Consider the following 12,900-nt stretch of genomic DNA (forward strand, 5'->3'; position numbering starts at 1 on the left):
AGTAGAAAGTCAAAAAACTATGCGCATCGGTGAAATCACCCGCCTGACGGGCGTCAGCAAGGATACGGTGCGCTTCTACGAGCGCCAGGGCTTGCTGGAGGAAGCGCCGCAGCCGGGCGTGACGAATAACTACAAGGAATACTCGGCGCAAGCGTTGCGGCGCATCGAGCTGATCGGCCATGCCAAGGCGCTGGGCTTTACCTTGAAGGAAATCGCCGAAGTCATTGCCGTATGGCAAGAAAACGCGCTCGATGCGCAGACCAAACGGACCATGCTGGAAAAGAAAATTGCCCAGATCGATGACAAGGCCCGTTCGATGGCCGTGCTGCGCGCCGGCCTCGTCGATGCATTGGCCAAGGTGGAGACGGGTTGCAACGATGCGGCGCCAGTGCATATGAACAAGGATAACGACAAGGAGTATCAATGAGCAACCATTACACGCAATACCGCCACCTGGCGCTCGAGGGCGCCAAGCCTGCCCCCACGGCGCAACAGATTGCCGCCATCGAAACCTTGCTGGAAGCGTCCTTGCCGCCCGCCTTCCTGGCGTTCTTGCGCGTCGCCAACGGCGCCTGGTTCGATTACACGTGCGATGTGCCGGACGGTAATGGCGGCGTGGAAAAAATGGGCTTCAATACCTTTTTCAGCGCCGACGAAGGCGATTTCTGCGATGAAACCCTGGTCGGCGAAATCCGCGCCGCACGCAAGCATGCGGACATGCCGGTACGCATCCTGCCGTTCGCCCGCGATGGGGGCAATTCCATGCTCTACCTGGACTTGACGGAAGAAGGCGGCGGCCGGGTACTGGCCTATGTGCAGGAATTGCCGGAGTGGACGGGCAAGCGCGCCCACGGCCTGATGGAACTGGCGCCCTCGTTCGACGCCTGGCTGGACAGCCTGTATATCGACCGCGACACGGTGCTGGAGGAACTCGAACACAGCGTTTCGGAACCCTCGCACCTGGAAGCGATGGCGCAGTGGCTCGATATCGGCATGCCCGCCTGGCGCCGCGATGCGGGCATCGCCGCTTTATTTGCTATTAAACAAGTCGAATTGTGCGCTAACGAACAGGACTAGTCCTACGGGCATGGCCGTGCCTGTCCTATGGGTGTGCGCAGGCTGATGACTTAACATTGTCATCAGCTTGCATAAAACGCCATATTTGAAAGGATTTCCCATGCCTATCTCCACCACCAGTTCCCGTACCCCTTCCCTGAAAAGCGTGGTCATCGGCGCGGCCGTGGCGCTGTTGAGCGGCATCGCCATCAACAGCATTGCCGCCGCCGCGCCGGGCGCGTACGACAAGCAATTCCTAAGCAAGGCCGCCGATGCGGGCAGCACGGAAATCGCCGCCAGCAAGGTGGCGCAAAGCAAGAGCAGCAATGGGGAAGTGAAGCAATTTGCCGACGCCATGGTCGCCGCCCACACGACAGTGGCCGACGCGCTGAAACAGTTGGCCAGCAGCAAGCAGATCGAGGTCAGCGACCAGCCCGGCGCGAAACACAAGGCGCAGATCGACCGGCTGGGCCGCCTGGAAGGCCAGGCCTTCGACAGGGAATATGCGGCCACCATCGGCGTGGCGGCGCACAAGGAAGCCGTGAAGCTGTTCACGGATGCCAGCCAGAAGGCGAGCGATCCCGACATCAAGGCCTTTGCGGCCAAGACCTTGCCAGCGTTGCAACATCACCTGGAAATGGCGCATGCGCTGCACGCGGCATTGGCGAAATAGAGCGCCATACGCGGGGAAATACTTGCAGTACGTGCTGTACAGCAAGTATTTCTGCTCTTGACATACAATGCGGCAACTTCGTTTTCGGCCATGCCATGACCTCATGCAGCTACTCAAGAAAACCGGCTTGATCGCCGCCGCCTTCCTGCTCCTCATCCTGCTGGCAGGCTGGCTCTTCATCAAGGTGAGCGCGGCGCGCAATGCCACCGTGTATGCCCAGCAGTGGAACGACCAGGGCACGTGCGTGATCAAGACCTATGTGCCGCACTACGGCAACGGCGTGCCGAACAACATCGTGCGCGCGTTCAGCACGTCCACCTTCTTCCGCGTGTACCACAAGGATGGCACCATGCTGGAAAGCACGGAATGGGTGCTGGACATGCATGAAGACGGCATCCTCGACCATGCCCACTGGGGCCAGAATCGCGCCATCTACCCGACCGACCTGGGGTATGAAGGCTGGACCTTGCCCGAGTGCGCGTGATCCCGGAGCCATGATGCAGAAAAAAACCAAGCCAGCGGGATTACGCAGCCCATGGGTCGATTTGCCGTACGAGCCCACGCTTTACCATTTCCTCGGTCCCTTCGACGTGTATGACCGCGAAGAAACCCTGGGCGTGGAACTGGATGCCTGGAACATGAACGATCCTGCCCAGCGCGCGGCGCTGATACGGCGCGACATCACGTCGCAATACAAGGAACTCAGCCACCGCCACCGCCATGCGCTGGTGGCCGTGCTGGCGCAGGCCTTGCAAGATCCTGATTACGATTTCCAGGCCATCCTCGAACATGACCCGGAAAGCACGCACGCGCTGCCGGCCCTGTGGGACGAAATGCACGACCCGCGCGCCTTCTTTGCCGATATCTACCGCCTGGTGATGCAGGACTGGCGCGACGACCTGGCGCGCGCGGCGGCGGAAGACCCGGCCAGCTGGTAGCGCGGCGCACGCGCCACACTATCGACACGATAGGCTGCGCCCTCCTTTCCCCTATGAAATATCCATTGCGGCAATGTGCACGCGCCGTTGCAAAAACGCCCGTCTGAAAAAATATCTGTTGCACCAGCGCATGCCCACTGGCATCGCGCTACCATGAGCCGTCGGCACTTCGATAGGCGCCGCTTACCGCGCCGGTTCCCCCGCCGGCTTCCCCCAGCCGCAATGTGAAGGAGATTCTCATGCCCAAGTTCGCCCCTGCCATGTGCTTGTCGCTCATGCTTGCCGCCGCTACCTTGCCCGGTGTCGCCAGCGCTGCCGAGGGCGGCGCCACGCGCGCCGACGCCGAAGCCATGGTCAAGAAAGGCGTGGCCTACATCAAGAGCGCCGGCGACGCCAAGGCATATGGCGAGATCACGGCCAAGTCCCCGCAATTCATCCTGCATGACCTGTACCTGGTCGTGTATAAGCTCGACGGCACGGTCGCCGCGCATGGCGCCAACCCGAAAATGGTGGGCAAGAACTTGATCGACTTGAAAGATATCGACGGCAAGGCCTTCGTCAAGGAAAGAGTCGACCTGGCCAAGAGCAAGGGCACGTTCTGGCAGGAATACAAATTCACGAATCCGGAAACCAAGAAGATCGAGCCGAAGGTGATGTACTGCGAAAAGCTGGCCGAGACCGTCGTCTGCGGCGGCATCTACCTGTAGCCAGCCGCCGCGCCGCCGGGATGGTTGTCCGCTCTCTTGACGATAGGGGCTGCATGTGAAAATCGCACAGAAGATGTTGATCGTCCCGGTGGTCGCGCTGGCTTGCCTGCTGGCCATGGGGGCCTTGTCCTACTTCGCCATGCAGCAGAACGAGCAGCGCATGCGCGAACTGAAAGACGTCACCCTGACGGCCGAGCGGCTTGCGAACCAGCAAGCTATTGCCCTGGGCCAGGTGCACGCCGACGTGTATGCGAAGATCGCCATCGCGGCCAGCCTGTCGGATGAGCAGTTCAAGCAATTCGGCGCGCAAACGGATGGCCAGTTGAACGCCATCGCGCAAGGCTTGCAGCAATTGCAGACATTCTCGGGCGCCGCCACGGAAGCGGGCCAGGCGCTGCCGGGTGTCGAACGTTACCGTGCCAGTGTGGCGCAGGCGCTGGACCTGGCGTCCATGGACCCGAATACGGGCGTGGCGGCGATGCAAAATGCCGCCACGCATTACCAGCAAGTGCGCGGGCAGTTGCGCCAGGTGTTGCTCAATCTCGACCACCGCACTGTCGATGCCTTGCAGGATACCAAGAATGCGGGCCAGCGCGCCGGCTGGCTGTCGCTGGGCACCATGGCCATCGGCTTTGCCCTGCTGGCCCTGATCGCCACCTGGGTGGCGCGCTCCGTGGTGGGCCCCATCGACGAAGCTTGCCGCGCCGCCGAATCGCTGGCCGCCGGCGACTTGACCACGCGCATCGACGCCCGGGGCGACGACGAGGTGGGCAAGCTGGCGCGGGCCCTGGCCACGGTGCTGAAAAACTGGAACACTTTATTGGGCGACATCCGCCAGGCAGGCTCCACCATCACGGTGGAAGCGAGTGAAATCGCGCTGGGCAATGCGGACTTGTCGGCCCGCACGGAATCGCAAGCCCATTCCTTGCAGGAAACGGCGTCATCGATGCATGCCTTGACGGATACCGTGCGCGAAAACGCCAGCCATGCGCACCAGGCCAACCAGATGGTGCTGTCGACATCGAACGTGGCGCTGGAAGGCGGCCGCGTCGTGGGCCAGGTGGTCGAGACGATGGGCTCGATCAAGGCCAGTTCCGGGCGCATCGTCGACATCATCGCCGTCATCGACGGCATTGCCTTCCAGACCAATATCCTCGCCTTGAACGCGGCCGTGGAAGCGGCGCGCGCGGGCGAACAGGGACGCGGCTTTGCCGTCGTCGCCACGGAAGTGCGGGGCCTGGCGCAGCGCTCGGCCACGGCGGCGCGCGAAATCAAGCAATTGATCGAGGATTCCGTGGCCAGGATAGAAACGGGCAGCGAGCTGGCCGACAGCGCCGGGCGCACCATGGGCGATATCGTCGCTTCCGTCCAGCAAGTGACGGAAATCATGAACGACATCACGGCGGCCAGCCAGCGCCAGAGCAAGGGCATCGAGGAAGTCAACAATGCCATCACGGAAATGGACGAATTGACCCAGCGCAATGCCGCCCTCGTCGAACAGTCGGCCGCCGCCGCGCAAAGCATGCAGGACCAGGCGCATGATCTATTGCGCGTGGTCGACGCCTTCCGCCTGGGGGAAGGCGGCGCGCCGTTGCTGGCGCCTTAGCGCCGGTGCGGCATGGCGGTCCGGGCGCAGGCTTGCATGGCCTTGCCTGCCCCGACCAGCGCGGGGTCCGCGTCCCGCAGCAAGACATTGCCCATGCGGTATTGCTGATGGTAATCACCCAGCAGGGCTGAATACAGGAAAACCTGGTCTTGCCTACGCCAGGCGGCGTGGTAATTGCTGCCAGGCGTTGCCGGGATGGCGGCGCTGAAGTAACTGTACAGGCCGCCCACCTTCTTCTTGTGCAGCCATTCCATCAATTGCACGATGCGGTACTGTTCCAGCAAGCTCAATTCGCTGACATTGACGCTGGACAAGGCGTAATACAGTTCCAGGCGGGCCATCCAGTTGCCCTTCCCGCCTGCCGCCGCCAGCGCATCCCAGGCAGGGCCGGCACGCACCTTGCGTGCCTCATCCGGCAATGCCATCCACGCTTCCACAAAGGCCTGGTCCGGCACGGGGCCGTAGTCGGCGGGCGCGCGGCAGACGAACTGGCGCGCATCGGGCCCGTCCTGCGGGACTTCGTCGGCGATGTATCTGGCGATCTTGTCGCCGATGCCCAGCAGACGATTGCCATACCCTTCCAGGGTCCAGCTCGCAGGCAAACGCCCCAGCCAGGCCAGCGCATCGTCGTTGGCACGGGCCTCCACCGCATAGGCGGCGATCCTGGCCTGCATCCTGGTTTCCTTCTGCTGCTCCGCCAGCTTGAGCGCCTCCTGCTCCTCGTCATAGCGGCTCGTTGTCTTGGCCAGTTGCACGCAGTCCAGGAAAGCCTCCGGCGCCCCCTGCCAGCACTTGGCCGGCACCTTCAGCTGCCAGCGCATGCTGACGGTTTTCAGCACATAGTTTTCCTCGCCCTCCTCGCCCTTGAGATAGGCGCGGCCATCGGCCTTCGTCACGCCTTTCGTCACTTGCTTGCCGCCGGCCGTGCTCCAGGTGTACGGGTCATCGTCTTGCGGCACGCCGGGCACGGCGTACAGGGTCAGGTAGTGTCCGGCTGCGGGCGGCGCATCGGCGGCATGGCTCAGCGGCGACAGCAGGGATAAGGTCAGTAAAGTTCTTTTAGGTAACAGTTTCAGCATGCAGCAATCGTCAATGAAGTTCGGTGTGGCAGGCGCAGTCGTGGCCGCTGGCCGCCTCGGACAGGTTTTGCAGGATGGCGCAGTCTTGCGACGGCTGCGGCTGGTCGCACTGGTGGCGCAGGGTCACCAGTTGCTGCTGCAAGGTTTGCAGGTTCGCCATTTGTTCGGCAATGCGCAGGATGTGGTGGTCGAGCAATTCATTGACGCTTTGGCAACCTTCTGCCGGGTTGTTCTTAAATTCCAGCAAGGCGCGGATATCCGTCAAGCCGATCTGCAGCGAACGGCAATGGCGGATGAATTGCAGCCGTTCCTGGTGTTCTTCCCGGTACTCGCGGTAGCCGGCGCTGTTGCGCCCCGGTTCCTGCAGCAAGCCCGCCTTTTCATAGTAACGCACGGTTTCCACGTCACAATCTGTCCGTTTGGCCAATTCTCCGATACGCATGGCATCCCCTTTTTTCATTCCAACATGCAAATTCCGCTTGACCCTGTAGCCGCTACAGGGTTTCTAATGGAAGCATACACGAAACCGGAAGGACGATGCGATGCCGCACGATAGCCATAACCATACCCATGCGCACGACCACAAGCATGCGCACGAACCCAGCCCTGCGCCCAAGGCGGCCAGCTTCTGCTCCAGCCAGCATGCGTGCACGTCCACGCCTGCCGCCGCGTCCGGCCCAGCGCTGCCCAGCGCCGCCATCGCCGGCGCCAATACGGCCAAATACCGCATCGCCAATATGGATTGCCCCACGGAAGAGCGCTTGATCCGCAACAAGCTGGCCACCATGGCCGGCGTCGTGGGCCTCGATTTCAACCTGATGAACCGCGTGCTCGACGTGCACCACACCCTGCCTACACTGGCCACGGTGGAAGCGGCCCTGCACGGCATCGGCATGCAAGCCATTCCCCTGGAGGCGGACGCCGCCGTTTCCCGTAACCCGGACGAAGGCAGTCTCAGCGGCATGCAAAAGGGCTTGCTGGTCGTCTCCGGCCTGGCGGCGGCGGGCGCCGAAGCGCTGGCGTGGGCCACGCATGCGGACAGTTCCCCCCTCGTCATCGCCCTGGCCCTGCTGTCGATCGCCACGGGCGGCTGGCCGACCCTGAAAAAGGGTTGGATCGCCCTGAAAACGTTCACCCTGAACATCAATTTCCTGATGAGCCTAGCGGTTTTCGGCGCCATCGCCATCGGCCAGTGGCCGGAAGCGGCCATGGTCATCTTCCTGTTCGCCATTGCCGAGCTGATCGAAGGCTTGTCCTTGAACCGCGCGCGCAACGCCGTGCAAAGCCTGATGCAGCTGGCGCCCGACACGGCGACAGTGGCCGACGCCAGCGGCGCCTGGAGCCAGGTGAACGTTGCCACGGTGGCCATCGGCACGCTGATGCGCGTCAAGCCGGGCGAGCGCATCGCGCTGGACGGCATCGTGCAAAGCGGCGAATCGTCCGTCAACCAGGCGCCGATCACGGGTGAAAGCATGCCGGTGGACAAGGCCGTGGGCGATGTCGTGTATGCGGGTACCATCAATGAACGGGGCTTGCTCGATGTCACCGTGACGGCCAACAGCGGCAACAGCACCCTGGCCAAGATCGTCAAGGTGATCGAGGAAACTCAGGGAAAACAGGCGCCCACGCAGCGCTTTGTCGATAACTTCGCCCGCTACTACACGCCGGCTGTCGTCGTGTTCGCCATCCTCGTGGCCGTGCTGCCGCCCCTGCTCTTCGGCGCGCCCTTCATGGCCTGGATCTACAAGGCACTGGTGATGCTGGTGATCGCCTGCCCGTGCGCGCTCGTCATTTCCACGCCCGTCACCGTGGTCAGCGGCCTGACGGCGGCCGCGCGGCGCGGCATACTGGTGAAAGGCGGACAATTCCTGGAAACGGGTTACCGCATCAAGGCCATCGCCGTCGACAAGACGGGTACCTTGACCATGGGCAAACCGACCGTCACGGACGTGGTGGCCCTGGAAGGCAGCGACCGCGATGCCATCCTGCTGCTGGCCGCCAGCCTGGACGCCAATTCCGCCCACCCGCTGGCCGCCGCCATCGTCAAGGCGGGTCCGCCCGCGAGCAGCCACTTGCCCGTCACCCAGTTTGCCGCCCTGCATGGACGCGGCGTGCGCGGCAGCATCGATGGACAAACGTATTACCTGGGCAATGCGCGCCTGATGACGGAATTGAACGCCCTGACGCCGGAGCTGCAAGCCATCCTGGCGCGGCTGGAACAGCAAGCCTACACGGCCATGGTGCTGGCCACCTCGGCCGGCGCGCTGGGCGTGATCGCCGTGGCCGACGTGCTGCGCCCGACGGCGGCGTCTGCCATTGCCCGCCTGAATGGGCTGGGCGTGACCACCGTGATGCTGACGGGCGACAACTTGCTGACGGCCCAGCGCATCGGCAATGAAGTGGGTGTCAGCCTGGTCAAGGCGGAATTGCTGCCAGAGAATAAACTGGATGAAATCAAGGCCTTGCAGCAGCAGTTCGGCGTGGTCGCCATGCTGGGCGACGGCGTCAACGACGCCCCCGCCCTGGCGCAGGCCGACATCGGCTTTGCCATGGGCGCGGCCGGCAGCGACACGGCCATCGAGACGGCGGACGTGGCCCTGATGGACGATGAACTGGGTAAATTGCCCGAATTCATCAGCCTGAGCCAGCGCACGCGCAGCATCCTCGTGCAAAACATCAGCTTTGCCATCGGCATCAAGGCCGTGTTCTTCGGCCTGGCGCTGGCCGGCATGGCGACCCTGTGGATGGCCGTTTTCGCCGACGTGGGCGCCAGCCTGCTGGTGGTGGCCAATGGACTCAGGTTGCTGCGTGGCAGCAAGCCTAATTAAGTTTCTATAGAAATATTTCCATCTGGACAATTGCTGTAAAAAACGCTACTTTGGCACTTGATCTCCACCTTCGCCAAAGTAGCCGATGACCGTTCTGCCCCGCCTCCCCCTGCTGGCCACCTTGCTGGCTGCCGCCTCCCTGCATGCCGAACCGATGTACTTCACCCCCTGCTCCGATACGGCCGTGCCCGGCAGTCTGTGCTCGGGTTTGAACGTGCCCGGCAGCTACGACGCCCAGGGCCGCGGCATCGGTGATCCGGACGCCATGCACGTTTTCGTGCGCAAGATTGCCGCCGACGTGCCTGCCGGCAAGCCCGCCAAAGGCACCCTGTGGCTGGTGGCGGGCGGCCCCGGCGAATCGGGCGCTTCGTTCTACAGCTTGCTGCCCACCTTGCGCCGCAGCTTTCCCGGATTTGAATTCCTCATCCCCGACCACCGCGGCACGGGGCATTCGTCGCGCCTGTGCAAGGTGGAAGAGTCGGAACACAGTCCCGGCGGCCGCGCCCTGGCGGGTGCCGAATGGGGCAGCTGCTTTGCCGGCATCAACTTGATGCCGGAATACGCGGGCCAGTTTTCCATCACCATGGCGGCGCGCGACTTGCAAGCCTTGATCGCAGGCGAACAGGGCAAGAACAAACCACCGATGTATGTATACAGTGTGTCGTACGGCACGCAATTGGTCTTGCGCACCTTGCAGCTGGGACCGCTGCCCGTCAAGGGCGTCATCTTCGACTCGCTGGTGCCGCCGCAGACGGATGCGCGCTGGGACTTGAGCCAGCGCTCGCACGTGGTCAACACGGTCGGCATGCAAGTGCTCGCCTGGTGCGATGCGGATGCCGCTTGCCACGCGGCACTGGGCGAGCCGGCTGTGACCCTGTACCGCCGCGTGCTGGACAAGGCGCAAGCGGACCCTGCCTTGCTGGCGAAGATCCCCAGCAAGAACCTAAAGCACTTCCTGGGCGGCATGCTCGACGTTCCCGCCGCCCGCGCCCGCATTCCCTACCTGCTGCAGGAGCTGGACCAGGGCAAGGATGGGGAACTGGCGGCCGTGCGCGCCACGTTGACGCAGGCGGCGGCCGGCCTGGGCAGCTATCCCCAGTCGCCGCTGTCGATACCGCTGGTCAATATCATCAGCAATTCGGAAAACAATCTGCAAGCGTCGCTGCGCCCCGGCTGGGCCGCTACCGACATCGACCGCGACGAGGCGGAGCTGCTGTTTACCAGTCCCCTGCCCCGCATCCTGCTGGGCGGCGGCTTGCCCACCTACCCGCGCGACGCCTATTTCGGCGCCTTGCCGGCGAAAGTGCCGCCCACTCTGGTACTGCAGGGTACCCTGGACCCGAAGACGCCCTACGCGGGTGCGCAGGCGCAAGTGCAGGCTTTGACGCAGAACAAGGCCGGCACGGTGGCCATGTCCACCGTGCACAACGCCCCGCATTTCCTCCTGTGGACGGCGCCCGCCTGTTTTGAACAGGCCAGCAGCCGCTTTATCGCCGGCAAGCCGGCGCAGGATTGCACGCTGCAATTCCCACCAACTAACTAAGAGGACGATATGCGCATCACAGGCCTGGCATTGCTGCTGTTATCTTGTTTCGGCGCGGCACAAGCGGCGCCGCCCGCTTCGCCGTCCATCTGCGCTTCGCCCGCACAGTCCGTCCGCGAACAAGGCTATGTGCCCATCAACGGCATCGAGCAATGGATCACGATCAAGGGCGCCGCCTGCGGCAATCCCGTGATCCTGTTCATCCACGGCGGCCCCGGCAATGCGCTGAGTCCCTACGCGGACGCCATCTATGCGGGCTGGGAACGCCACTACACGCTGGTGCAGTGGGACCAGCGCGGCGCGGGCATGACGTATGGCAAACAGCGCCCATCGGAAGAGCTGCCCTTGACGCTGGAACAGATGCGCGACGACGGCATCGCCGTGGCCCGCTATATCGGGCAGCATCTGGGCCAGCGGAAAGTCATTTTGATGGGCAGTTCCTGGGGCTCGATCCTCGGTGTGCACATGGCCAAGGCGCAGCCAGAGCTGTTCCACGCGTATATCGGCACGGCGCAGGTGGTCAATGCGCGGGCCAACGAAACCGGCATGTACCGGGAAGTGCTTGCGCTGGCGCAAGCGGCCGGCGATACCGCCACGGTGGAGAAGCTGACGGCGCTCGGCGCACCGCCCTGGCGCGATCCGCGCAACTTCGGCATCCTGCGCCGCTTCGACCGCAAATATGAGGGATTGGCAACGGATGCGCCGCCCAAGCACTGGTGGCAGCCGGCGCCGTTCTATGCCACGCCGCAAGCGCTGGCCGATGCCGAGGCGGCCGATGACTACTCGTACATCCAGTTCATCGGCCTGCGCGGCGACGGCATGTTTGCCAAGGTCGACCTGCCCGCGCTGGGCACGCGCTTCGACTTGCCCGTATTTTTCATCATGGGCGAAGCGGACTTGCTGACCTCGCCCGTCATCGCGCGCAGCTACTTCGACAGCATCACGGCGCCGGCCAAGGATTTTACCGTGGTGAAACGGGCCGGACACGACCCCAACCAGGCCGTGCACGACGCCCAATGGACGGTCTTGCGCGACAAGGTGGAGCCGCTGCTGAAGTAAAGCGCGCGGCGCGGCGCATTCACGGCACACTTTCCTTGTCGATCTGTGCCGTGAAGCGCCGCTCGAAGTCCATCAGTTCCGCCACATTCAGGTCCGAGATGAGCCGATAGTCCATGCCGGAGCGGCTCCAGCGTATCAAATGGTAGCCTTGCCTGACAGTCAGACGCGGCGGCGCATCGCGCTGTGCCCCGTCGGGCCAGACATACAGGTTCAGCACGTGTTGATGCCGGCGGTACGCGAGAGCGGCGACGGGACGCTCTTTGATGTAGTCGAGGCGCCCGCCGATCAAGGGAAAACCTTCTTGCGCCAGATCAACCACGGGCGGAGAAAAATCGAGTTTGCCGCTGAACCATGGCTTGACCGTGTGCTGGTCGGAGGACGCCACGTCGGCCAGATGATCGGGCATCAGCGAACGGAAATGGCTGGCGACGATCTCCTGGTCGAGCCGTTCCGCGTCCGAGGGTACGGACAGATACAGCGCCAGGGTGACGGCCAGGGCCGCCGTGCTGACGCTGGCCACGCCAAAATTGATCCAGGCCCACGGCAATTGCGCCCATTTGCGGCCGCGCAGGGTTTTCCTTGCCTGCTTGCCCTCTTCCTGCAGCGCCTGGCGCAGGCGCTGCTGCAGGAAAGCGGGCGCGGCATGGCCGGCGGCATGCTGTTTCACCGCCGCGCGCAGGGCAAACAGCTGTTCGCAGGCTTTGGCGCAGTCCGGGCACTGGGCCAGATGCTGCGCCAGTTGCGCCACGACCGAGGCATCGAGCTCGCCATCGGCATAGGCGGACAGCTTGTCTTGTGATTCCTTGCACTCCATGTCAGCTCTCACCATCAGATTGTTTCAGGCGCGCCAGCAGCAGCTTGCGTCCGCGCGCCAGGCGCGACATCACCGTGCCGATCGGGATGCCGACGATGTCCGCAATCTCCTTGTAGGATAAATCGTCGATCTCCTTCAGCACCAGCACTTCCCTGAATGGCTGCGGCAGCGTATCCAGGGCATGGTTGACCGCCTCCTTCGCATCGGCGCGGGCCAGGATGTCTTCCGGGTTGCCGCATCCATCCTCATCGTGGCCATGGAGTTCCTCGTCAAAGCCGATGTCAGCGTGTTCTGCGCGACCATCGCGCAGCGACGTGTAATACGTGTTGCGCACGATCGTCAGCAGCCAGGCGCGCGCGCCGTCGCCATGGTAGCCGTCCATGTAGCGGTAAGCGCGCAGGAAAGCCGTCTGCACCAGGTCCTGGGCATCCTGGTCATTGCGCGTGAGCCAGCGTGCCAGCTTGTAGGCGGCGTCCAGGTGAGGCAAGGCCATTTTTTCAAAGAACCGGGTTTTATCGATGTCGTTCAAATCAACACCCATCCGCCTGTCTGGCGTCTCAACTCCCAAGACTCGCTTTGCCTGCCGTTTATTCCCGA

Annotated in this window: 14 protein-coding genes; 10 read left to right on the plus strand and 4 right to left on the minus strand. The window is 63.3% G+C overall.

All coding sequences use genetic code 11. The features are described from left to right. Positions 1 to 19: 19 nt before the first annotated feature. The 7 genes from O3298_RS12735 (at position 20) to O3298_RS12765 (ending at position 4,980) form a co-directional block, all read left to right on the plus strand. Positions 20 to 427: a MerR family transcriptional regulator gene (locus O3298_RS12735; RefSeq protein ID WP_305059545.1), complete on the plus strand. Its 408-nt coding sequence runs from the start codon at positions 20 to 22 to the stop codon at positions 425 to 427. Next, positions 424 to 1,077 (plus strand): SMI1/KNR4 family protein, encoded by a 654-nt coding sequence (locus tag O3298_RS12740; protein WP_305059546.1) that lies wholly within the window; start codon positions 424 to 426, stop codon positions 1,075 to 1,077. Before O3298_RS12735 ends, O3298_RS12740 begins: the two co-directional genes overlap by 4 nt. Before the next feature lie 100 nt (positions 1,078 to 1,177). After that, a complete protein-coding gene (locus O3298_RS12745; RefSeq protein ID WP_305059547.1) occupies positions 1,178 to 1,729 on the plus strand; it encodes a DUF4142 domain-containing protein in 552 nt (183 codons plus the stop codon). Positions 1,730 to 1,832: 103 nt separating this feature from the next. Further along, the gene (locus O3298_RS12750; RefSeq protein WP_305051963.1) at positions 1,833 to 2,213 is read left to right on the plus strand and encodes a hypothetical protein; all 381 of its coding nucleotides are present in this window, start codon (positions 1,833 to 1,835) and stop codon (positions 2,211 to 2,213) included. A gap of 10 nt (positions 2,214 to 2,223) precedes the next feature. Next, positions 2,224 to 2,667 carry a hypothetical protein gene (locus O3298_RS12755; protein ID WP_305059548.1) on the plus strand — a complete coding sequence of 148 codons (444 nt, stop codon included), beginning with the start codon at positions 2,224 to 2,226 and terminating at the stop codon, positions 2,665 to 2,667. A gap of 239 nt (positions 2,668 to 2,906) precedes the next feature. Beyond that, on the plus strand, positions 2,907 to 3,374 hold the full coding sequence (locus tag O3298_RS12760) for a cache domain-containing protein (protein WP_328572601.1): 468 nt from the start codon (positions 2,907 to 2,909) through the stop codon (positions 3,372 to 3,374). Positions 3,375 to 3,429: 55 nt separating this feature from the next. Further along, complete coding sequence (locus tag O3298_RS12765; protein ID WP_289914880.1) at positions 3,430 to 4,980, plus strand: methyl-accepting chemotaxis protein; 1,551 nt, start codon at positions 3,430 to 3,432, stop codon at positions 4,978 to 4,980. On the opposite strand, the gene O3298_RS12770 is transcribed toward O3298_RS12765, so the two are convergent. Together O3298_RS12770 and cadR are read right to left on the minus strand one after the other, a co-directional pair. Continuing rightward, positions 4,977 to 6,059: a hypothetical protein gene (locus O3298_RS12770; protein ID WP_305059549.1), complete on the minus strand. Its 1,083-nt coding sequence runs from the start codon at positions 6,057 to 6,059 to the stop codon at positions 4,977 to 4,979. The genes O3298_RS12765 and O3298_RS12770 overlap by 4 nt on opposite strands. Positions 6,060 to 6,069: 10 nt before the next feature. Further along, on the minus strand, positions 6,070 to 6,501 hold the full coding sequence (gene cadR, locus O3298_RS12775) for a Cd(II)/Pb(II)-responsive transcriptional regulator (protein WP_034787498.1): 432 nt from the start codon (positions 6,499 to 6,501) through the stop codon (positions 6,070 to 6,072). Between the two features lie 100 nt (positions 6,502 to 6,601). Between cadR and O3298_RS12780 the strand changes: the two genes are divergently transcribed. The 3 genes from O3298_RS12780 (at position 6,602) to O3298_RS12790 (ending at position 11,489) form a co-directional block, all read left to right on the plus strand. Further along, complete coding sequence (locus O3298_RS12780; protein WP_305059550.1) at positions 6,602 to 8,887, plus strand: heavy metal translocating P-type ATPase; 2,286 nt, start codon at positions 6,602 to 6,604, stop codon at positions 8,885 to 8,887. Positions 8,888 to 8,972: 85 nt separating this feature from the next. Then, positions 8,973 to 10,430, plus strand: coding sequence for an alpha/beta fold hydrolase (locus O3298_RS12785; protein ID WP_305059551.1), 1,458 nt, complete (start codon positions 8,973 to 8,975; stop codon positions 10,428 to 10,430). Between the two features lie 9 nt (positions 10,431 to 10,439). Next, positions 10,440 to 11,489, plus strand: a complete 1,050-nt coding sequence (locus O3298_RS12790) for an alpha/beta fold hydrolase (RefSeq protein WP_305059552.1) — start codon at positions 10,440 to 10,442, stop codon at positions 11,487 to 11,489. Positions 11,490 to 11,508: 19 nt separating this feature from the next. On the opposite strand, the gene O3298_RS12795 is transcribed toward O3298_RS12790, so the two are convergent. Then, positions 11,509 to 12,318 (minus strand): anti-sigma factor, encoded by an 810-nt coding sequence (locus O3298_RS12795; RefSeq protein ID WP_305059553.1) that lies wholly within the window; start codon positions 12,316 to 12,318, stop codon positions 11,509 to 11,511. Then, positions 12,305 to 12,796: a sigma-70 family RNA polymerase sigma factor gene (locus O3298_RS12800; protein ID WP_305059554.1), complete on the minus strand. Its 492-nt coding sequence runs from the start codon at positions 12,794 to 12,796 to the stop codon at positions 12,305 to 12,307. The genes O3298_RS12795 and O3298_RS12800 overlap by 14 nt, the downstream gene beginning before the upstream one ends. Positions 12,797 to 12,900 lie beyond the last annotated feature (104 nt).

Source organism: Janthinobacterium sp. SUN137, assembly GCF_030587265.1.
Lineage (GTDB): Bacteria > Pseudomonadota > Gammaproteobacteria > Burkholderiales > Burkholderiaceae_D > Janthinobacterium > Janthinobacterium kumbetense.

Bases quoted from the DNA above. Each gene is read 5' to 3' on its own strand.
- O3298_RS12745 (WP_305059547.1), top strand. From the start codon at position 1,178: ATGCCTATCTCCACCACCAGTTCCCGTACCCCTTCCCTGAAAAGCGTG.
- O3298_RS12740 (WP_305059546.1), top strand. From the start codon at position 424: ATGAGCAACCATTACACGCAATACCGCCACCTGGCGCTCGAGGGCGCC.
- O3298_RS12750 (WP_305051963.1), top strand. From the start codon at position 1,833: ATGCAGCTACTCAAGAAAACCGGCTTGATCGCCGCCGCCTTCCTGCTC.
- O3298_RS12800 (WP_305059554.1), bottom strand. From the start codon at position 12,796: ATGGCCTTGCCTCACCTGGACGCCGCCTACAAGCTGGCACGCTGGCTC.
- O3298_RS12780 (WP_305059550.1), top strand. From the start codon at position 6,602: ATGCCGCACGATAGCCATAACCATACCCATGCGCACGACCACAAGCAT.
- O3298_RS12735 (WP_305059545.1), top strand. From the start codon at position 20: ATGCGCATCGGTGAAATCACCCGCCTGACGGGCGTCAGCAAGGATACG.
- O3298_RS12795 (WP_305059553.1), bottom strand. From the start codon at position 12,318: ATGGTGAGAGCTGACATGGAGTGCAAGGAATCACAAGACAAGCTGTCC.
- O3298_RS12755 (WP_305059548.1), top strand. From the start codon at position 2,224: ATGATGCAGAAAAAAACCAAGCCAGCGGGATTACGCAGCCCATGGGTC.
- O3298_RS12790 (WP_305059552.1), top strand. From the start codon at position 10,440: ATGCGCATCACAGGCCTGGCATTGCTGCTGTTATCTTGTTTCGGCGCG.
- O3298_RS12760 (WP_328572601.1), top strand. From the start codon at position 2,907: ATGCCCAAGTTCGCCCCTGCCATGTGCTTGTCGCTCATGCTTGCCGCC.
- O3298_RS12785 (WP_305059551.1), top strand. From the start codon at position 8,973: ATGACCGTTCTGCCCCGCCTCCCCCTGCTGGCCACCTTGCTGGCTGCC.
- cadR (WP_034787498.1), bottom strand. From the start codon at position 6,501: ATGCGTATCGGAGAATTGGCCAAACGGACAGATTGTGACGTGGAAACC.
- O3298_RS12770 (WP_305059549.1), bottom strand. From the start codon at position 6,059: ATGCTGAAACTGTTACCTAAAAGAACTTTACTGACCTTATCCCTGCTG.